This window comes from Moraxella sp. ZY200743 (assembly GCF_050885545.1).
Classification (GTDB): domain Bacteria; phylum Pseudomonadota; class Gammaproteobacteria; order Pseudomonadales; family Moraxellaceae; genus Moraxella; species Moraxella haemolytica.
In genome coordinates this window covers 1350302-1371143 of record NZ_CP091313.1, presented here as the reverse complement: position 1 = coordinate 1371143, position 20842 = coordinate 1350302, and the positions used below count along the sequence as shown (strand labels likewise).

Annotated in this window: 23 protein-coding genes; 21 read left to right on the top strand and 2 right to left on the bottom strand. The window is 42.3% G+C overall.

Going from position 1 to position 20842, the window contains the following annotated elements:
- The first annotated feature begins 19 nt into the window (after nt 1–19).
- From L3D27_RS06630 to L3D27_RS06580, 11 genes are all read left to right on the top strand, one after another.
- Nucleotides 20–439 carry a hypothetical protein gene (locus L3D27_RS06630; RefSeq protein WP_432480707.1) on the top strand — a complete coding sequence of 140 codons (420 nt, stop codon included), beginning with the start codon at nt 20–22 and terminating at the stop codon, nt 437–439.
- On the top strand, nt 409–966 hold the full coding sequence (locus L3D27_RS06625) for a hypothetical protein (protein ID WP_432480706.1): 558 nt from the start codon (nt 409–411) through the stop codon (nt 964–966). The genes L3D27_RS06630 and L3D27_RS06625 overlap by 31 nt, the downstream gene beginning before the upstream one ends.
- Nucleotides 967–1079: 113 nt before the next feature.
- Nucleotides 1080–1385: a helix-turn-helix transcriptional regulator gene (locus L3D27_RS06620; protein ID WP_432480705.1), complete on the top strand. Its 306-nt coding sequence runs from the start codon at nt 1080–1082 to the stop codon at nt 1383–1385.
- A 43-nt stretch (nt 1386–1428) separates the two neighbouring features.
- Entirely contained in the window at nt 1429–1794 is a 366-nt protein-coding gene (locus L3D27_RS06615) for a helix-turn-helix domain-containing protein (protein ID WP_432480704.1), read from the top strand.
- 3 nt (nt 1795–1797) lie between these two features.
- Nucleotides 1798–2073, top strand: a complete 276-nt coding sequence (locus tag L3D27_RS06610) for a hypothetical protein (RefSeq protein ID WP_432480703.1) — start codon at nt 1798–1800, stop codon at nt 2071–2073.
- 178 nt (nt 2074–2251) lie between these two features.
- On the top strand, nt 2252–2791 hold the full coding sequence (locus tag L3D27_RS06605) for a hypothetical protein (RefSeq protein ID WP_432480702.1): 540 nt from the start codon (nt 2252–2254) through the stop codon (nt 2789–2791).
- A gap of 49 nt (nt 2792–2840) precedes the next feature.
- On the top strand, nt 2841–3170 hold the full coding sequence (locus L3D27_RS06600) for a hypothetical protein (protein WP_432480701.1): 330 nt from the start codon (nt 2841–2843) through the stop codon (nt 3168–3170).
- Entirely contained in the window at nt 3130–3480 is a 351-nt protein-coding gene (locus L3D27_RS06595; protein WP_432480700.1) for a hypothetical protein, read from the top strand. The genes L3D27_RS06600 and L3D27_RS06595 overlap by 41 nt, the downstream gene beginning before the upstream one ends.
- A gap of 157 nt (nt 3481–3637) precedes the next feature.
- Entirely contained in the window at nt 3638–4126 is a 489-nt protein-coding gene (locus L3D27_RS06590; protein ID WP_432480699.1) for a hypothetical protein, read from the top strand.
- Nucleotides 4102–4494, top strand: a complete 393-nt coding sequence (locus L3D27_RS06585) for a hypothetical protein (RefSeq protein WP_432480698.1) — start codon at nt 4102–4104, stop codon at nt 4492–4494. The genes L3D27_RS06590 and L3D27_RS06585 overlap by 25 nt, the downstream gene beginning before the upstream one ends.
- 846 nt (nt 4495–5340) lie before the next feature.
- The gene (locus L3D27_RS06580) at nt 5341–5550 is read left to right on the top strand and encodes a hypothetical protein (protein ID WP_432480697.1); all 210 of its coding nucleotides are present in this window, start codon (nt 5341–5343) and stop codon (nt 5548–5550) included.
- A gap of 200 nt (nt 5551–5750) precedes the next feature.
- Here L3D27_RS06580 and L3D27_RS06575 read toward each other — a convergent pair whose 3' ends face one another.
- Nucleotides 5751–8093 (bottom strand): Lon protease family protein, encoded by a 2343-nt coding sequence (locus L3D27_RS06575; protein ID WP_432480696.1) that lies wholly within the window; start codon nt 8091–8093, stop codon nt 5751–5753.
- 464 nt (nt 8094–8557) lie between these two features.
- Between L3D27_RS06575 and rsmG the strand changes: the two genes are divergently transcribed.
- The 10 genes from rsmG to L3D27_RS06525 all read left to right on the top strand — a co-directional run bounded on the left by rsmG (nt 8558) and on the right by L3D27_RS06525 (nt 19340).
- The gene (gene rsmG / locus L3D27_RS06570) at nt 8558–9223 is read left to right on the top strand and encodes a 16S rRNA (guanine(527)-N(7))-methyltransferase RsmG (protein WP_432480694.1); all 666 of its coding nucleotides are present in this window, start codon (nt 8558–8560) and stop codon (nt 9221–9223) included.
- Between the two features lie 84 nt (nt 9224–9307).
- Nucleotides 9308–10126 carry a ParA family protein gene (locus tag L3D27_RS06565; RefSeq protein WP_432480692.1) on the top strand — a complete coding sequence of 273 codons (819 nt, stop codon included), beginning with the start codon at nt 9308–9310 and terminating at the stop codon, nt 10124–10126.
- A 97-nt stretch (nt 10127–10223) separates the two neighbouring features.
- Nucleotides 10224–11270, top strand: coding sequence for a ParB/RepB/Spo0J family partition protein (locus L3D27_RS06560; RefSeq protein WP_284672952.1), 1047 nt, complete (start codon nt 10224–10226; stop codon nt 11268–11270).
- A 148-nt stretch (nt 11271–11418) separates the two neighbouring features.
- A complete protein-coding gene (gene msbA, locus L3D27_RS06555) occupies nt 11419–13221 on the top strand; it encodes a lipid A export permease/ATP-binding protein MsbA (RefSeq protein WP_432480690.1) in 1803 nt (600 codons plus the stop codon).
- Nucleotides 13218–14228, top strand: coding sequence for a tetraacyldisaccharide 4'-kinase (gene lpxK, locus L3D27_RS06550; RefSeq protein WP_432480689.1), 1011 nt, complete (start codon nt 13218–13220; stop codon nt 14226–14228). The genes msbA and lpxK overlap by 4 nt, the downstream gene beginning before the upstream one ends.
- 201 nt (nt 14229–14429) lie before the next feature.
- On the top strand, nt 14430–15209 hold the full coding sequence (kdsB, locus tag L3D27_RS06545; protein WP_432480688.1) for a 3-deoxy-manno-octulosonate cytidylyltransferase: 780 nt from the start codon (nt 14430–14432) through the stop codon (nt 15207–15209).
- Nucleotides 15210–15285: 76 nt separating this feature from the next.
- The gene (locus L3D27_RS06540; protein WP_432480687.1) at nt 15286–16293 is read left to right on the top strand and encodes a DNA polymerase III subunit; all 1008 of its coding nucleotides are present in this window, start codon (nt 15286–15288) and stop codon (nt 16291–16293) included.
- Nucleotides 16293–17012, top strand: a complete 720-nt coding sequence (gene truC / locus L3D27_RS06535; protein WP_284672948.1) for a tRNA pseudouridine(65) synthase TruC — start codon at nt 16293–16295, stop codon at nt 17010–17012. The genes L3D27_RS06540 and truC overlap by 1 nt, the downstream gene beginning before the upstream one ends.
- A 234-nt stretch (nt 17013–17246) precedes the next feature.
- Entirely contained in the window at nt 17247–18503 is a 1257-nt protein-coding gene (locus L3D27_RS06530) for a putative DNA modification/repair radical SAM protein (RefSeq protein ID WP_284672947.1), read from the top strand.
- A gap of 9 nt (nt 18504–18512) precedes the next feature.
- Nucleotides 18513–19340: a TIGR03915 family putative DNA repair protein gene (locus tag L3D27_RS06525; RefSeq protein WP_432480686.1), complete on the top strand. Its 828-nt coding sequence runs from the start codon at nt 18513–18515 to the stop codon at nt 19338–19340.
- Here the strand turns inward: L3D27_RS06525 and corA are convergent.
- Nucleotides 19307–20566, bottom strand: coding sequence for a magnesium/cobalt transporter CorA (gene corA / locus L3D27_RS06520; RefSeq protein ID WP_432480685.1), 1260 nt, complete (start codon nt 20564–20566; stop codon nt 19307–19309). The genes L3D27_RS06525 and corA overlap by 34 nt on opposite strands.
- Between the last annotated feature and the right edge of the window lie 276 nt (nt 20567–20842).

Sequence of the window (20842 nt, the reverse complement as noted above, 5' to 3'; positions counted from 1 at the left end):
GGTAAGGTATGAAATGGGGTTGTTAGACATTACATTAAATCCCTTAAAAGATTATATCAGCTTACCCGACTTGCTGTTATTGATTGGCGAAAATACACAAAACCCCTTGTATGATATTTGCCTTTATTTGCATTCGGTAAAATTTGGCGAAGCAGTAACCCCCTACAAAATCAATCAAGATTTTGCATTGTACGAGTGCAAAGACTTTATCAAAAACATGGACGGCTTGAATGCTGTTTCAAGTATTATTGATGATATTGCCAATAATCTGAAACAAGATGAAAGTGATAGAAAATTGGTTGTTCAAAGTTTGATGGGACTAAAGAGATTTGTGGTTGGCAAGAACACATTAAACGCTACTTTTATCAGGAATGGCAAAAAGAATACTATTTCAAGCGACAAGATTTATTGGCATTTGAACCACTTGCAAAATGCCTAGAGCCGAATTTTGCCATGCAGGAGGAGTACAGGGAAATCGCACGGCTAAGAAAGCAATTACAGCAGGTATTAGATGGGTGTTATTTATCCAGCCTTATATCACAAAATGACCGCCTAAAAAAAGAAAACGAGACGCTACAACCCAAACTACAACCCAACATCAACAGATATGGCACACTTAGCGAACAACTAGAACAACAAACCCAAACCGAGACTATCAACGACCTACAGCAACAAAACAACGAACTACAAGACCGCATAGCAGAGCTTGAAAGTCGGCTTGCCACGCAGTCAGCCAATACCACGCCTGCCGAAGTCGTCATAAACGCCACCGAAGAAATGCAAATTATCAATGAAGTTTATAGAGAGTTTTGGGAAAATCACAAAAGTAACGAAATGCCACCCAAAAAAGATACTATTGTCGATTGGATAATATCAGAATATGGCGTATCCCACCGCATCGCCCACGCCATCGACAGCATTGTACGACCCAAACAATACCGCATGGGCGGACAAAAAACACGCTAATTTTTTATCATTGTATAACACCCTTACAGCCTTTGAACTGTAAGGGTTTTTTGTTTGGTTTTTGATTGGATTGCATCCATGCATGAAGCCCTTTCACTATTGCAAGAAACTTATTGCCACGCCTTACAATACACGCAACAAACACCCACAATCTAGGAGCGTACAGCGTAAACCAAGACAAACCAATAACCCTACCCAAAGACGGCATGAGCCGATTAAGCCAGCTGTTACCATTTTTGCCCATTGGCAAATCCACCGTTTGGGCGTGGGTAAAATCTGGCAAATTCCCAAAACCAATAAAGTTATCAGAAACTGTAACCGTTTGGCACAATCAAGAGATTTGGCAATGGCTAGAAAGTCAAGGGCAAACACCGCCCACGCCTGCCAGCATTGCCCATCATAGCGAAGTCAAGCAGTAGCCACAACGACAACCAACCAGCCTTTAACAACAGGAGTAACCCCATGCTACCCATTTCCCACAATCAAAAAAACCATCAAGCTATGCAGGTGCTACAAGCCATGCTAGACGGTGTGGAAGTACATATCCAGTACGCCATTAACACGATGAATATAGCCAGCTTGTCAGCCCGAATTGCCGAGCTAAAAAAGATGGGATTTATCATTGATTGGCGTTGGCAAAATAGCCCAAACTCACGCTACAAGGTCTATTTCATCAAAGATAAGACCACCGCCAAACAGCGTTATCAAGAAATCCTAGACGGCACGGCAAGCATTCATCAAGTCGTCGCACAAGCACGAACGGCAAAACCAAAAACCACCAAACCCAAAACCAAACGCCAAAACAACGGCAAACCACAAGGAAAATGAAAAATGAGCCATATAAATCAACAATTCCCACTCATGCCAACAGAAAAAGCAACCGAATGTTACAGAAAGCTGGAACAGCTAGACACGGACAATAGACTGTATTTTGATGAATTATTTACCATTCTAGATTCCAACATTCCTAATTCAAAGATTTTACTAAAAATATATAAATGGGCGACGAACACAAGAAGTTGTATAAATTACGACATTCATAGAGTGCTTGATATTTTAGAGCCTTACTCTGATTTACCAGAGAATTATGACAACCAACCATTTTAATTAGCCTACAGGCGTGAGCCGTGCGACCGAACCAAACCGCCACGCCTGCCATCTTGCAGAACCAAACATTTCGCCCCTAACGAATTAGGGGCGAAATGTGGAAAAACGAACAATAAAAAACACAAATTTCAATCACAAAAGAGATTATAACATGAAAGAAATTTCATTAAAATAAGAATTGATTAAAAATATTTCACCTGACAAAATCGCAGGCGTGAAATATGATGAGCGTCTCTCTCAAAACTTACTAGCCGTTACGCCAAACGGTTTACATTGGCTTTTTTTACGCCCAAACACCGCCAAAGCTGGCATTGGTGTAAGCGTAAACCCATCATATACGCAAACTTTGCCCATGCTGGCAAATTTTCGCCCCTTTATGGTGTGGTTGATATTACAAAATAAGCCAGTTGGCGAATATGTAAAGCGGTCACTAGTAAGACCGAGAGTGAGACCACACCGCCCATTACTGGGTAAATTACTCAAAACTTTACTAGGAGCGTCAATCATGACCGCAAACCCCATCTTATCCCATTCTCTAACCGTCCTAGCAGACGAATACCACCGCCATAGCGAACTACACGCCCAAAATCCATACGCAGGACATGGCGATAAAGCCAATGCCATCTACAACGCCATGAATGAGCTGGTAAAGCTAATCAATGAGCGAAATGGGCAAGTGTACCACCTAAGCCAAAAACCATCACAGAACGCATTGTAGCGTTATTTAGCACGCCTGCTATCCGTGTTTTTGCCAAAGGAGGTGCAAGATGATTAAGTTTGTACTTGCCACACCAGCCAACGCCGTGCATATTTGCCCACCGTGCAACCAAAACACGCCATACACCAGCCAAGCGATAGCATTTAAAGACATTCATGCGTTTTTACCGCCTGCTTGTGTGTTTGCCAATGGCAAAGATAAGCACCTTGTTATCACTTGCCAGCATTTGACGAGCTTTCAGACGCAATCAAACACGCCCAAAGCATCGCAAGTAATGAAAGCATCAGCGTCGCCATTAAAACCATCACAGAACAATTTTAATCTAAGGAGAAAATATCATGAATGTAGTTATCAACACTGGCACAACCGCCAATCTTAACCAAACCACCAGCAACACCAACGCCCAAAGTATCGGACATGACCGCCTAACACCAAGCATTACCATATCAGTAAATGATGTTGAGTGTTATGCCTATGATTTTGGCACGGCAAATGAGCAGTTTTGTCTGTTAGGGCAAGCAATGGATTTGTTACGCCATCATAAAGATGATTTGACTTCATTTGAAACTTTATGCGAGCTTATCCAGCAGGCGTGTTGGAACATGGCAAATAACGCTGAACACAACAAAAAAGACCTGCTGGCACTGCTACCAACGAAACGCCAGCCCAATCACAACAAACCAGCCTAACCAAAGTACAAGACGCCCAAAAAGCCATTTATCTATTTTGGGTGAATGGCTTTTATTGTCTGATGGCTGGATTTATCGACATGGCAAACCAAAGCAGCCAAACCGAGCGACCGAACCAGCCCAAGTAATGATTAAAATTGTATCAGTGGAATTTATCATGACAAACGCACACGAATTATTAAACCGCCCATTATTTGCCAAAAACGCATTTTTTAACAAGCGACCTTTTACCAGTCAGCAAAACGCACACAGCCACGCCCAGCACCCACATGGGCAATCATACCACCCACACCCCACAAGCGAAAATAGAGCGGTTGGCAAGCATGGCATGGGCAATCATCAGCACGCCATGCGATTTGATACCGATGACAAGCCCGACCCAGTCAGTTTTTATGCACGCTATCGCCAGCTTATCACGGATAATTTTATGATGGATGAGACCTTGCAAACTTATTGGAAAAAATGCCAAAACTTCTTAGAGCTACCACCTGCAGATGATAAAAGAAAACGCCTAGCATGGACGATTCCAGCTCTAAAAATCACGCAAGACTATTGGTGTGAGGTAGAAAAAAACCAACAAAAGGCGGTATTAACCACAACGCCAAAGCCTATGCTAGTCGTATGGTGGAGAATGCTACACGGCTAGGAGCGTTATTTGCATGGTTCAACGGCAAAAACGCCATAGAATCTGACGACATCAAAGGAGCGATAGCGATTGTGGATTATTCAGCAAGCGAACGCAGACGCTATGATGACATTGCCACAGATATTACAGACGCTGAAAAGCTGTTACAATGGCTGGTTAAAAAAGCCAAAGAGACAGGGCAAGATAAGTTTTATTTGTCATATCTACAAACGAGCGTAACGCCCCAGCATTTACGAATTAAACAAACACTAGAAACAGCATTAGAATTGTTAAGTGATAACAATTATATCTATCTGGACACCGAGACCACAAACCGCCGTCCAAAGCGTGTGATAGAGCTAAACCCAGCATTATTAAATCAATGTTAGCCCAACCGCCTTTGATCATACAGGCAATACAAACAACAAGGGTAAGCGTTCGCCCTTGTTGTTTTTTTATCGGTACTTTGTTTGAATATAACAACCGCCAAAGCATACAGCACGCAAACACCAGCCCCACCGCCCAGATATAGCCATCAACAAAGATAGCACCAGCACCGACCGAACCGACCACCAGCACCGAACAGCAGGCTGAACCGTGCGACCATTCCAGCCACTGCCAGCCCTGCTAAGTTATTCCCATATCTGCTAAGTTATTCAATCTTAATAGTAAAACACCGCAAAGCCTTATAGATAAAGGGATTGATAGTGTTTGGTGTAGTCGTGGTTGTGCTGGTTTTAAGGGTGTTTGGGGTAAAATTGCCAATAACTTAGCAAAACTTAGCAAATGGGTGAAAAGTTTTTAACCCTTATGGCGTAAGGCTTACAGGGCTTTTTTTGAATAACTTAGCAAACTTAGCAGACTTTTAGGGTGTGTTTTTAAATTCATCCTTGAAAAGGTGTGAATATATTGATAATAAAAACAAGCACGCAAACACCAGCCCCACCGCCCAGATATAGCCATCAACAAAGATAGCACCAGCACCGACCGAACCGACCGCCCCAGCACCGAACAGCAGGCTGAACCGTGCGACCGTGCTGGCTGGTATGTGATGGGGTAGGTTTAAAGTGAAAAACCCTTGTCTTTAAAGACCGCCACCCTAATACTTTTTCCGTGTGGGCAAAATTCCATAGGGGATATATCCACCACCAACACCAGTCGGGGGGCGTGCAAAAAATACCAAACACCACACCAGCGGACACCAAGCCCCTATTCGTGTATAAAAAAATTCTGTTTTGAAAAAAACTTCCGAAAAGATGGAGAAAGTGGGGGCTGTAACAAAGTTACATAAAATTACACAAAAAGCCCCTTATTTTTGCCGATTTTCGCACGCCATCAAAAGGGGTGATGACCCTACTAAAAATCGCAACCAAACACCCACAGGCGTTGTTATCGGTGTTGTAGAAATTCGCCTATTTGGAATGGTTAAAAAAAGAGCTTTGTGAGCATGATTTTTAGCCAAAAATGGGGGTTACTTTGAATTTTGTTGGTATTATTGTTGGTATTGAAAAAAAATTTAAAAAATAAATATAATAAAATCAATCATTTAAATTACCTGTTTGTAGTACGCCACTTTATAATCTAGGGCTATCCACAATCGTGCGACAGCCCTTGGTTTTTATGGGTGGGGTAGCTTTTGAAAGATTTATTTTTCATCTTTATCCTCCCAGCTTGCCAAGCGTTTAATCACTTGATAAAACAGCGTGCCTTTTTTGTAACTACCTTTTTTATTTTTGTCATTGACTGGCATATCGGTTAATAATTGCAATGCCTCATAAATATTGTCCACTGCATAAATGGCAAATTCCCCATTTTTGACAGCTGTGATTACATCATCGTTGAGCATCAGATTATTTAGGTTTGCTCTTGGGATAATGACTCCTTGTTTGCCTGTCAAGCCATGCTCTTGGCATACTTCAAAAAAACCGGTAATTTTGGCATTGACCCCACCTATTGCTTGAGCCTCCCCCAGTTGATTCATGGAGCCTGTGATGGCAAGCGATTGATTGATGGGGATATTTGCTAGGGCGGATAGTAATGCACAACACTCAGCAAGGGTGGCACTATCGCCGTCAATCTGCCCATAACTTTGTTCAAAAGCAAGACTTGCTGAAAAATTCATTTGCCCAAACTGGCTAAATACCGACCGCAAAAAACTGGTCATGATCATCATTCCCTTGGCGTGTAAACTACCACCCAGTTCCACATCTCGCTCAATGTCTAAGATTTCGCCTGTTCCAAACTTAGGGGCGATAACAGCGGTTAGGCGAGCTGGCATTCCAAACTCGCTATCAGCATAGCTAATCACAGTTAAAGCGTTAACTTGTCCAACTTTTGTTCCTGTGGTGCTAATGAGTTGCTGTCCATTTTTGATTTCTTGCCAATACAGCTCTTTTAGTAGCCCAAGCCTATCTTTTATGTCATTTAGGGTGCTTTTGATGTGTTTGTCGGTAATGACTTTTTGTTTGTCTAATAATGCGTTACGATGACTTTCTAGTAAAAGTTGGGTTAATCGGTCGCTATGTAAATCTAGTTTATATTGGTCATCGCAATATAATGATAAGATATCAATGAGTTTGGCATGGGCGGTATTATCAAATGGCAGTAACTGATGTTTTTGACCAATGTCATTGATTTTAGCAATCATTTGACATTCGTGATCAACATTGCGTGCGACCATATCATTAAAATCGGCTCTAATTTTAAAAACGGCATCAAATTCAGGCTCAAATTCTAATAACTCATAATATAAATCTGGCTCTCCAAGCAAGATAACTTTAACTGATAATGGCACACTCATTGGTTCTAGTGATAAAGAACCTGTCAAGGTGAGCATTTGTTCTAGGCTAGACAATCTAATCTGTCCTGACTGCAAGGCACGCTTTAGCCCCTGCCATGCGTAAGGATGCTCCAATAAACTTAATGCTTCTAAAATCAAATATCCACCATTTGCCTGCATTAATGCACCTGCTCGTATCATGGATACATCGCTATATGCTGTGCCAAGCTCGGTGGTGTACTCAATATGTCCAAGTAGATTAAGATGTGTAGGAAGCTCCTCAAATACAATCGGTGCACCGCTATCTGGTGTGTGTGATACTAAGACATTAATGCTGTATTTGGCAGGGGTGTTAGAGCCATTAAATTCCCCTTCTTTATCTACAATATCTAAAGAATACATGACCATATCGGCTAGCGTATTTTTTAGGTGGGTTAAAACTTTGTTTTTTTCATTTTTATCTTTAATGATGCCTTGATATTTGTTCAGTAATGGTTCAAATAATGGTATTAATAATTTATTGGCAAGGCTTTCGTTTAGAGCGTCAATTTTATCATTGGTGGTGTTTTCTAACTCATCTAGGGTAAAATTAAGATTGATGAGTTTTTTGTGTAGTTTATTTTGAGCCTTATCATCTATGGGTTTTTGATGGTCTAGTGGGGCGAAGGCAGGAGTTTTTTCATCATGTAAAATGGCGGAAGTTAATACGATGTTAAAAGGTGCAGCAAGGATATTAAATTCACGAATGAGTGCTTTTTCTTGCTCTTGAGATTGCTCTTTTAGAGTGGCAAGCTGTTTTTGATAATTAAGGCTGTTGAATTTTTGGTAAAGTTTTTTTTGGCAGGCTTGCCAAAGTTTGTTGATGTCGTGATGTAATGTCTTGCCAAGCCCTGTGGGAAGCTGTATGGCAATAGGTAGGCGTGGATTGTCAAAATTATGCACAAATACAAGGTCACATGGGGTCGGTTCGTTTTTGGCTCGTTCACGCAAAAGGCGAGTGATGAGTGTGCGTTTGCCTAGCCCATTCTCGCCCACAGCAAAGATATGATAACCACTGGCTTTAATATCAAGAGCAGTCCGTATGGCTTTGACGGCACGATTCTGTCCAAAATAAGGGTCAAAGACAGGGGGTGTGTCTGGCAGGGTTTGGGGGTTGGTGGTGTGAGTAAGAGCGGTGTGAGGTAAGTGGTAGGGGTATTGATTGGTCATTGGTGCTATTATCTAATCCAAAAAAGTATATTTTAACAGATAATCCTGCGACAAAATAGGGACTTGATGAAATGGGCTAGCAATTGATTGTTATTCCCTGCACTACTGGCGAATATCAATCGCATTTTTTAGCGGTTGTTGTTTGGAATAATGGCAAAGTGGTACAATGATTGTTCATTTAATGTTAAAATAATCAAAAAAAGATTTATGATAATTCAGTTGGGTTTTTCGCTGTGTTGTTAGGCATGTTAATGATGTACTAAGGCTATAATTAACGCACATAAAGGGTAAGGTAAGTAAATATAGGTGTTTTACCTACTGCCTTATTGGGCGAATTGGCGGTCGTTATAGAGACATCAAGGCATGAAAAATTTGCCCTTGTTCGTCAATCGATGGCATAAAACCTGTTTAAAAATTAAAAATTTGATAAACTTCACCTTTTACCACAACCATTTAATGATGTCATGAACAATACCTACCATAAAATATTTAACCATGCTGATGGCTTTATTGCAGAATTGCAGCAAAGTGCCAAGGCTCTTAACTTGACTTTTAGCCAGACACAACTCCATCAGCTTTTGGCATACTTGGATAATTTATTGCTTTGGACGAAGGCGTACAACCTGACCGCCATCACCGCACCAAAAGAAGCCTTTATTAAGCATATATTAGACTGTTTGGCAATCATTGCCGACTTGCCCTTTGCTGATAAATCAGATGTCAGTGTGCTAGATATTGGCACAGGGGCAGGCTTACCAGCGGTAATCATTGCCATCATGCGACCTGATTGGCAGGTTGTTGCACTTGATAGTAATGGCAAAAAAGTGCGTTTTATCCGTCAGATGGCAGGTGAGCTGGGGCTTGATAATATCACGCCTGTGGCAAGGCGTATTGAAGATTTTGAAGGTGTGTTTGATGTTATTACTTCTCGAGCCTTTGCCAGTCTTGATGACTTTACACAGCTTGCCAATCCCTATCTAAAGGTGGGCGGTGTTTTATATGCCATGAAAGGCAAGATGCCAACCGATGATGAGGTGGCACGCTTGGTTGATTGGCAGGTTCAGATTAAGCCCATCAGTGTGCCACAGATGAGCGATGAGCGGTGTGTGGTGTATCTAAGCAGGGTATAATACCAAGTCATTTTAAAGTTGCATCATATCAAAAATTAAACAGCATCAGCTTAATAATACAACAGGTAGATTTTAAGGTATCGTATGGAAATTATCGCAATTGCCAATCAAAAAGGCGGAGTGGGTAAAACCACTACGGCGGTCAATTTGGCAGCGGCATTGTCCGTGATTGGCAAATACAAAGTATTGCTCATTGACTTAGACCCGCAAGGCAATGCCACCACAGGGGCAGGGCTTGATAAGAATGAGTTGGAGGCGAGTATTGTTGATGTGTTGCTTGATGGTGTAAAACTACATAAAGTCATACAAAAAAATGCACCAGCAGGCTTTGATGTCGTGGGATCAAACCGTGATTTGGCAGGTATTGATGTATCGCTTGCTGATGTGGAAGATGCACCGTTTTTATTAAAAAAAGCCTTTAAAACCACTAAAAAAAGTGGAAAATTTGGCTATGATTATGTGATTATGGACTGTGCTCCAAGCCTTAGCATGCTGACGATTAACGCCTTTGCTGTCGCTAAGAATGTCATCATTCCCATGCAGTGTGAGTATTATGCTCTTGAGGGTGTGGTGGATTTGATTGACACCATCAAACGACTTAAAGATATCAATCCTGATTTGCAGGTGCGTGGTGTGGTTCGCACCATGTATGATGGGCGAAATACGCTTGCTCAAGATGTTTCTGTAGAACTTGAAAATTATTTTGGTGAGCTTTTATATAAAACGGCAATCCCAAGAAGCGTGCGTCTTGCTGAAGCACCAAGTTTTGGACAGTCAATTTTTGGCTACGAAAAGTCGTCAAAAGGGGCAATCGCTTATCATCATCTGATGAATGAAGTGGTGGAGCAGACACAAGAACCTGAACGGTTCCAAGCTAAAGTACGAGTCCAGTTTGACTGGTAAATGACAAACAGCCAAAAACTGTGCTAGAATATCAACTTTGGGCTGATTTTAGTAGTGGCATCGTAGGCGTGCCATGTGGTTTGACTTGGAAAATAGCATGAAAAAACGCGGACTTAGTACAGGGCGTGGATTAGATGTCCTGATGGGCAAGATTAAGCAAGAACGGCAGATTATTGAATCTGCACCTACTACAGCCACGCCTAATCAAGAGCAAGTTACGGATAAAGTAGATTTTAGCTTGCTTGATGATGAGACGAAGGGCAAGTCCGCTGGTTTGAATAAAATCAAAAAATCCAAGAAAAAAGCCAAGGCTAAAAAAAGTGGCATAACCGATGATATTGAGCGAGTCGCCTTAATTCAAATCAACCCTGCTTGTTTACAATCAGGCAAATATCAGCCACGCCAAAAGATGAACGAAGAGACGCTAAGCGAGCTTGCCAATTCTATTCGTCAACATGGTGTCATGCAGCCCATAGTCATTCGTCCATTGTTGGCAGGTGAGCAAAAAAAGCAGGGCGTTACCCATGAGATTATTGCAGGCGAACGCCGGTGGCGAGCTTCAAAAATGGCAGGGCTTGATAGCATTCCTGCCATTGAGCGGGTGCTGTCTGATGAGGTGGCGATTGCTTTAGCACTGATTGAAAATATTCAGCGTGAAGACCTAAATGTCCTAGAGCAAGCCGCTGCTTTACAGAGATTTCATACCGAATTTGGCATGAGCCATGCAATGATTGCTGATGTGGTCGGCAAAGCTCGTGCTACTGTATCTAATTTACTGCGATTGAACAACCTGCACGACACAGTCAAAGAATATATGCAAGAAGGTCTGCTTGATATGGGTCATGCACGCACTTTATTGTCATTGTCCGCCAAACAACAGCCCATCATCGCCAAAAAAATCATTGATGCTAAGATGACGGTTCGTGATGCTGAAAGATTAGTCAAATCCATCTTAAACCCAGAGCCTGCTAAGCCTGCCAATGCTGATAATCATGAGATTATCCTACTCAATCAAAAGCTGTCTGAGGTATTAGGGGCAATGGTCAAACTCAAACAAAGCAAAAATGGTGGTGGTAGCGTGGAAATATTTTTCCATGACGATGATGAATTACAAGGATTATTAACCCATTTTGGCTTACAGTAATTGTCATCTTATGCCACTGCCTTAATCGGTCGCCTGCGACTTTTTTATGTTCTTGTCTGGTTGGCTTGGGTCAGCTGAGTTAATAAATTTATCCCAAGCCAGTTGGTCAACCCTACCTAAATCCATCGCCTAATCAAGCAAACATACCATGAATACTGCCTTAGAAAAATCCGCTAAACCGCAAGTTTTTGAGCGTGCTGATAAGTTTGCCATCTTTGTCCGACTGATGTCGTATCTAAAACCATATTGGTGGGCATTTGTTTTGGTGGTGATTGGTTTTGCCATTGGTGCGGGTAGTGAGGTGGCGAGTGCCAAGCTTTTTGAATACATTATTGAGGCGATTAATAACAACGATAATGTACGCAAGTTTTGGTTTCCGTTTTTGGTAATTTTATTGTTTGTATTTCGTGGGGTTGGGGCATTTTTGGGTAGCTATTATGCAGCGGTAATGGCAAGGAGTTTGGTATATAGTCTGCGAGTGGAAGTATTTAAAAAGCTACTCAAGCTACCTGCTGATTTTTATCTAAAAAACCCTGCTGGTACAATTTCTTCTAAACTCATCTTTGATGTGGAACAGGTAACTGCGGCCACCACCGAATCCATCATAACGCTATTAAAAGATGGTCTAACAGTTATTGCTTTGTTTGGCTTTTTATTTTATACCAATTGGCGACTTACGCTGGTGTTAATGGTGATTGTTCCGCCGATTTTTTGGTTGATTAAGCAAGTCTCTAGGCGTTTTGCTACTTTATCTATAGACATTCAAGATACGATGAGTGCGGTCAGCCACATCACCAATGAAGCCATTACAGGTTATCAGGTGGTCAAAAACTATGGCGGTCAGGCTTATGAATCTAAGCGATTTGAGAAGGCTTCTTTAGAAAACTTAAATAAGGGGCTAAAAATCACCATTTTAGCTGCCATTAACACACCGCTTATCCAGTTACTCATGGCGGTGGGTATGTGCTTTGTTATCTGGTTATCCTTGCGTCCACAAGTGTTGGGTGATACCAGTGCAGGTGAGTTTGCATCATACTTAGTAGCAGCAGGACTATTGGCTCGCCCTGTCAAGGCTTTGACCGATGTCAACCAAAAACTTCAGAGGGGTATTGCTGCAGGACTGTCTATCTTTGAATTATTAGATACTCCAGAAGAGCATGATACAGGGTTATTAACCCCTGCCATTGTGGGTGATATAGATTTTTGTGATGTTAATTTAACTTATGACAGTGGTACGCAGGCGATTAAAAACTTAAATCTATCTATTAAGGCAGGCGAGACGGTGGCGGTTGTGGGGCGGTCAGGTTCTGGCAAGACCACACTGGTGAATTTACTGACTCGTACGCTTAGTCCTACAAGTGGTCAGGTTTTGATAGATGGCATACCCATTGACGAGATTAAGCTGTCTGTTTTGCGTGAGCAGGTTGCGACAGTCAATCAGCAAGTTACGCTATTTTTGGACAGTATCGCTCACAACATTGCTTATGGTTTGCTCGCTGATAAGCCATTTGATGACATAGTGCAGGCGAGTAAAGATGCGTATGCTCATGATTTTATTATGGCACTGCCTAACGGCTACGACAGTTTTATTGGTGCTGATGGTCTTCAGCTCTCTGGTGGTCAGCGTCAACGACTTTCTATCGCACGGGCTTTATTAAAAGATGCTCCGATTCTTATTTTAGATGAAGCGACATCTGCTTTGGATAACGAATCTGAATACTACATCCAAAAGGCACTGCAGACAGTCATGGCAGGGCGGACAACTCTGGTCATCGCCCATCGCTTATCTACCATTGCCAATGCTGACCGCATTGTTGTCATGGATAATGGGCAGATTGTGGAGATGGGTACGCATGATGAGCTGTTTGCTAAAGGTGGTATGTATCGCACCATGTATGAACGCACCTTTGATGAGCAAATAAGCGAAGTGAATCAGGGCGGTCTGGCATGAAAAAAGCCGAACTTTTTATCACGCAGGCGTGGCAGACTCAGTCCCCATGGTTAAATACCCTTGCCCCTCTGTCGTCATTGTATGGCGTGGTGGGTCGTGTGCGTAAGTCCTTGTATGATAATCATACACTTACCAAATATCACGCCCCAATTCCTGTGATGGTGATTGGGAATATCACAGTAGGCGGTAGTGGTAAGACTCCACTGATTATCGCACTTGTGCGTTATTTGCAACAAAAAGGCATAAAGGTGGGTGTGATTAGTCGTGGCTATGGGCGAGAATCTAAGAATCCCACCCTTGTGCAAAAAAACAGCACCCCTAAAGAGGTGGGCGATGAACCATGTTTGATTGTGAATGAAACCTTTGTGCCGATGGCGGTGGGGGCAAATCGTGGACAGGCGATTGACTTACTGATGGAAAGTTATCCTGATTTACAGCTGATTATCAGTGATGATGGCTTACAGCATTATGCCTTACACCGTGATGTGGAATGGATTGTGGTTGATGGCATGCGTGGGTTTGGTAATGGCAAACTCTTTCCACAGGGATTTTTGCGTGAACCGCTTGACCGACTGACAGGAGCGACCATTATCTATCATGATAGCCGAGCCGAGCGGTATGCTGACGATGCTCTACTCATGCACCTAATCTCTGGTCGTCCCATACCACTATTGGCGAGCGATACATCTTTAATGCCCCAAAAAATCTATGCTGTGAGTGGTATTGGTTATCCTGTACGATTTTTTAAAACCTTGTCAGATTTGGGTTTTGAAGTGGTAGAGAAGCCATTTGGTGACCATCACGCCTTTGATATTGATGATCTGTTGGATTTGACTGATTTACCGGTTATCACCACCACCAAAGACGCTGTCAAACTGCGTGAACTTGCCAAAGATATCCCCCATGCTATTTTTGATAATATCTGGGTGTTGCCTGTGCAAATGGTACTGTCAGAGAGTGTCTATCGGCAGATGGATGCGGTATTGGATAGATTTGATATTGCATGATTATGATAAAAGGTGGCTTTTAAATCAAAAGTTGTACGCATTTTTATCAAGAGCTGTCATCATAAGTTATCCTTATAAAAAAATACACTGTCTTAAAAACAACGCCCAATTCAATTCATCAAATCTTTTAAAAGATAGCCGTAATACACATGATCAAAAGTTGTTTTAAACAAAATCTAACATGACTTTAAGGAGTTATTCGTGCAAGCCAATCCAAAAACCCATATTGTCATTCCTGCTCGCTATCAATCTACTCGCCTGCCTGCCAAACCTTTACTAGAAATCCATGGTAGACCAATGATTTTGTGGACGGTGGATAAAGCGATGAAGGCGACTTTTGCTGATAGCGTGTGTGTGGCGACTGATGATGAGCGGATTTATCAAGTGTGTCAAGATGCAGGCGTGCCTGTTGTGATGACAGGTGAGCACGCATCAGGCACGGACAGATTAAGCGAGGTGGTAGAGCTTTTGGGTCTGGCAGATGATGACATTGTGGTGAATATGCAAGGCGATGAACCGCTTGTTCCACCTTTACTCTTAGAGCAAACCAAAAATCTTTTATTAAAAAATCCTGATTGTATGATGGCAACTTTGTGCGAGGTCATTGATAATTTTGAGAATTTTTATAAAAATTCAGTGGTTAAAGTGGTTAAGGCGGGTAATCAAGCCTTGTATTTTAGTCGCAGTCCCATTCCGTACGATAGAGATGGTAGTTTGATAGGTGAGCTTGGCAATGTGCCAAAAAACGCCTATCGCCATTTGGGGTTGTATGCCTATCGTGTCAGACTGCTAAAAGAATTTAGCGGATGGGAGCAAGGCAAACTTGAAAAGTTAGAAAGTCTAGAGCAGTTGCGTATTTTAGAAAATGGGGGGCGAATTGCCATTGATGTTGCCAAAGTTGCCCTGCCATTAGGGGTTGATACAAAAGAGGATTTGGACAGGTTAAATGCGATGGCGGTAGATGAGCTTTTGAAGTTTTAAGGAGTGGGGTAATGATGTTTGACTTTAAGAGTGTGATATTAAGATTTCATCAAGAAACCTATATGGATGTCATCTCATGAATGAGCAGGAACAGCTACCTTATTTTACCCCATTACTTGCTTGGCAAAAACAGGCTTGGGAACAAGCTACTCGCCAGTTTTATGATGGTAAACTGCCACACGGACTTTTAGCAAGTGGTATGGCAGGCATTGGTAAGCGTGCATTTGTCTGGCGATTTATGGCATGGCTACTTTGTCAAAATAAGCATGAAAGTGGGGCGTGCGGGCTATGTGAGAGCTGTACTTGGCTTGTTGCTGGTACGCACCCTGATTTGATGGTGCTTCCATCAGGGAGCTTGCCAACAAGTGAGGAGGTGGATGGAGCTTCTATTAAGATTGATGAGGTGAGAGACTTACAAGAGTATAGCCATATCAAAGGTCGAGGTGTGAGACTTATTGTACTTGACCATGCAGAAAGCCTGTCAGTGGGGGCGGCTAATGCTCTGCTTAAAACCTTAGAAGAACCACGAGCTGGCGTACATTTAATGTTAATTAGCGACAATCCTGCCAGATTGCTACCCACCATCAAAAGCCGTGTGCAAAATCTGCCATTAAATCGTATTGATTATGGACAGGCATTGGAGTTTGTAACTGATGAATTGGGTGATGAATCACTCTCACGCTTATGTCTGGATTTGGCAGATGGGGCGGTGTTAAAGGCGGTAAAATTGCCACAGACGGCATGGTTTAATCAACGGACGCTTTGGTTAAAAACTTGGCTTGCTCTTAGAAGTGGAACAAGAACGCCCATTGCAGCAAGTGATTATTGGCAGGGTGTGATGGGTTTTGGTGATTTTGTGGTGCTGACACGACTGATGCTAAATGACTTAGTGCGATTAGGCTTGGGTTTGGACAGTCGCCATACTGATATTGATGTTCAAGCCTTGATGAGTCAGCAGATGTTAAACTTGCCTGCAATAGAGGCGTTTTTAGCCAGTCTTGATGAGATGATGGTGGCTGTGGGGCAAAATGTGCAAGAAAAGATGGCATATGATACGCTGTGTTGTCGGTTGGTGGGGTTGTGATGTTAGAAATTTTATATCAAGATGACGAGTTGGTTGTTGTCAATAAGCCTGCCGGCATGCTTGTGCATCGCTCTTGGTTGGATAAACATGAGACCGTCTTTGTGATGACAACTTTGCGTGATATGTTGGGGCAGTATGTTTATCCTGTGCACCGCCTAGATCGCCCAACATCGGGGGTGTTACTGTTTGCCAAATCTAGCGAGACGGCACGAGTGCTATCGGCACAGTTTGAGACTCATACAGTGGATAAATCCTACTTAGCGGTGGTGCGTGGTCATCTGACGGGTAACGGACGGATTGACTATCCCTTAAAGGTGCGACTGGATAAAATTGCTGATAAATTTGCTAAGGTGGATAAAGTCGCAGAGGCGGCAATCACAGACTATGAATGTTTGGCAACCACTCAGATGCCCTTTGTTTCTACGCCACGCTACTCAACTTCTCGCTATTCACTCATGAAACTTTCTCCCATTACGGGGCGTAAGCATCAGCTAAGACGGCACATGACTCACCTATTTCACCCCATTGTGGGCGATACTACGCATGGCGATACCGCTCAAAATCGTGCGGTGGCAGCATTTACTGGCGTATCACGGTTGTTGCTTCACGCTCATCGTTTGGCATTTGATGACATGAGGGGAAATAGGGTAGAAGTGGTCGCTCCACTTGATGATGGATTTGGTAGGGTACTAGTGGATTTTGGGTGGAATTGCCCTTAATAAAAACAAAAATTCATAATAATGATAATTTTTTAACAAAAAATAACCTAATAAACTCTCATGAACCGCTTTAATTCATGAGTGCTGATACCCATTTATGGTAATAAGTAATCATCTTGTATCGCACAGGTATGTATCAAGTGATGACGATGGTGCAATGATAATAATAAAAGTTCAAATATCAAACATAACATAATTTTTAGTTCAGCAATTAGAATAATAGCCAATAAATCCATGAATCATATCCGTATCGAAGAAAAATTATCCATTCTTGCCGATGCTGCCAAATATGATGTCTCATGCTCATCAAGTGGTGGCAATCGTAAAAATCAAGGTGGCTTGGGAAATGCTTCAAAGTCAGGTATTTGCCACAGCTATACAGAAGATGGGCGATGTGTGTCTTTATTAAAAATTTTGTTCACTAATTACTGCATATATGACTGTGCCTACTGCACTTCTAGGCGTAGCCATGACACCCCTAGAGCTGCTTTTACGGTGGAGGAGGTTGTAGATTTAACCATGCAGTTTTATCGGCGAAATTATATCGAAGGGCTATTTTTAAGTTCTGGTATTTTTAAGAGTGCGGATTATACAATGGAGCGGTTGGTGCGTGTCGCCAAGACTTTGCGTACCGAGCATGGCTTTCATGGATATATTCATTTAAAGACCATTCCAGGGGCATCTGATGAATTGATGAAAGAGGCTGGGTTGTATGCCGATAGATTGTCAGTGAATATGGAAATCCCCACCAAGTCAGGCTTGGCATTGCTTGCTCCTGAAAAAAACCATGACGACATGAAAACACCCATGCAAACCGTCCAAGAACAAATCGTACAGTTCAAGGATTCACGCAAGGTACATAAACATACCCCAAAATTCACCCCAGCAGGGCAGTCCACACAGTTCATCATCGGAGCAACAGGCGAGACAGACCATCAAATCATCCGACTATCAAGCCATTTTTATCAAAAATATGATTTAAAACGAGTATACTACTCAGGTTATGTACCGATGCTTGCTGATGACAGATTGCCTGCTGTCAATACGCCTGTACCATTGGTTCGGGAAAATCGTCTGTATCAGGCAGATTGGCTCATGCGATTTTATGGCTTTGAGGCAGATGAGATTGTTGATGCCGGTCAGCCTTTTTTGGATTTACAATTTGACCCAAAGCTGGCATGGGCAATTCGTCATCGTGAACACTTCCCTGTCAATATCCAAACAGCACCCTATCAGATGGTTGTGCGTGTGCCAGGCATTGGGGTGTGTACCGCCAAAAAAATCATTAAGGCTCGTAAGTTTACTTCGCTTACCCTTGAACATCTCAAACAAATGGGAGCGTCGGTCAATCGTGCCAGATATTTTGTGGCATTAAATACGCCCAATCCTTATTTAAACGAACTGACTCGTGAGAATTTTCGAGAGATTCTGATGGGGCAGACCACCACAAAATTTGGTGAACAGCGTACTGGGCAGTTGTCTTTATTTTAAGGTGTGGCTGTGGTTGATTTGTTCGGTGATGATGGCGTAGCGTTGGTCTTTGATGGGAGTTTTGAGGGTTGGCTGTCGGCGGTGTTTTATGCTTATGAGCATAGATTGATTGGGCGACATATTACTGTTGTTGCAAAGCATGATGAGATACCCCATCTTTTTTTGACCACGCTACAAGTACCAACAGATGAAAAGAAAGCTTTGCGTGTACTGGATAAAATTCGGCAAATTTTAGATTTAAGGCAAGTGATTTGGGCATTTTTATCAGAAGATGCGACAATCTACACACATCTTTTATCAGTGGTGGTGCATCAGCTTAATCATCCCAACAAAAATGTCATGCAAAATTATGCTCACCCAGATGTCTTGGTGGTTCATCAGTGCATCAAGAAAGTTGGGCGGGAGAGGCATCGTATGCAAGCATTCGTACGATTTGAATGTACGGATAATGATGTGTATTTTGCTAAGGTTAATCCTGATTTTAATGTCTTGCCGTTAATTGGGGATTTTTTTGCTAAACGGTTTGCTGATCAAAGCTGGCTAATCTTTGATGTGGTGAGAGGCTATGGGATATTTTATGACCACACCAATCCTAAGGCAGGTGTGCGTGAGGTGGTAGATATTGATCAAAGGCTTTTAGACGATTCAAGCACCATTCATGGCGAAAAAGAGCCAATTTACCAAAGGTTATGGCAGGCATATTTTCGCCATGTTACCATCAAAGAGCGTATCAACACCAAGCACCACATCGCCCAAATGCCACGCCGTTATTGGCAGTATCTTACCGAGAAAAAGGGTTTTGACTATAACCACCCAGCACGGCGGAATTTAGAGTAAAGATAAATACAGATGAGTAAAATCGCCCCAATGACGATAAAATAACCATATTGCCAAGTCAATTCAGGCATGAACTTAAAGTTCATGCCATAGATGCCTGCCACTGCTGTTGGTACGGCAGCGATACCCGCCCATGCAGCAAGTTTACGCACGACATCGTTTTGTCCCATGGTTACCATCGTGGTATAGGTATTCATGGCGACAGAGAGCATTTCATTTAATCCGTTTACCGCATCAAGTGAGCGTAGTAGGTGGTCGTTGACATCACGAAAATAGGGCTGAGCAGCAACAGGGAATGCTGAGATAAGTTCGTTTTTTTTGTGATTGATAAAAAAGTTGCAGACATCTTGTACGGGCAAAATGACCGCACGCATATGGACGAGCTGAGATTTTAATTCGTATAAACTTTTTAGTGTTTCTCGGCTAAATTCTGATGAAAAAATATTTCTTTCTTGTTCACGCAAATAATTCCCCAGTCGGTCAGTGATTGGTAAATAATTATCAACAATGAAGTCTAAGATGGCGTGCAAGACGAAAATCGGTCCTAATCTTAGGCGTTCTGGGCGGCGATGATAATGCTCACGCACAGGTGCGTAAGAGTTGGAAGCACCACGGCGAATACTAATGATGAAATTTTTTCCCATAAATATGGCTGTTGTGCCATAGCGGATTTGATTGTCCTCAAGTTTTGCGGTACGCACCACCACAAAAATCATATCATGACCATAGCTTTCAACCTTTGGGCGTTGGTGTTCAGCAAGGGCGTCTTCTAAGGCAAGTTCGTGTAAGTCAAAGGCATCTTTGACTTCTTGAACGGTCTCAATGCTAGGATCATACAGACCAAGCCAGATAAATTGATTGTTGTTGGTTAAGGCACGGCTGACATCATCAATGTGCAACTGCTCTATGGGCTCGCCTGTTTTTCTAGAATAAGAATAGCAGACAATGGTTTCATTATCGCCAGAGTCTTCTAGGTCTTCAAAGCGATCGGCATCTGGGTCGTACACCGTCATGATTTCGATGGTGTCTTCATCGGTGGCATCAGCATCGCCATAGATGTAGCTGTCTTGGCTGTCTAATGACAACTCTTCATCATACTCTTCGGTCAGTTCATCATCGGTTGGTGTAGTAGGGCGTCTTGATGGTTCGTTTGGTGCATTGAGATACTCTTCAATGGTATCGCATTTGGGGGTGTTCATATCGTCCGTGTGGTGCTTATTCGGCATGGCTACTCCCCTTGGTGTAAAATAATGTGATGCAAATCGGCGTATTATAGCAATATTTACGCCACTTTTCATCATAAATTAACGAATTGGTAATGATGATTAAAGGTGGGTATTGTATAAATACCATAAAATTACCCAGTGGTTGATTGGGCTGTATGTTTAGAAAGATTCTAAAAAATCGTTGTTTGAGTGATACTTTGTTAAAATAATTTATAATTTAGCCTAGTCGTATTAGTAATTTAATGATAAACTAAGGAGGAAAAAACCAATCAAAAT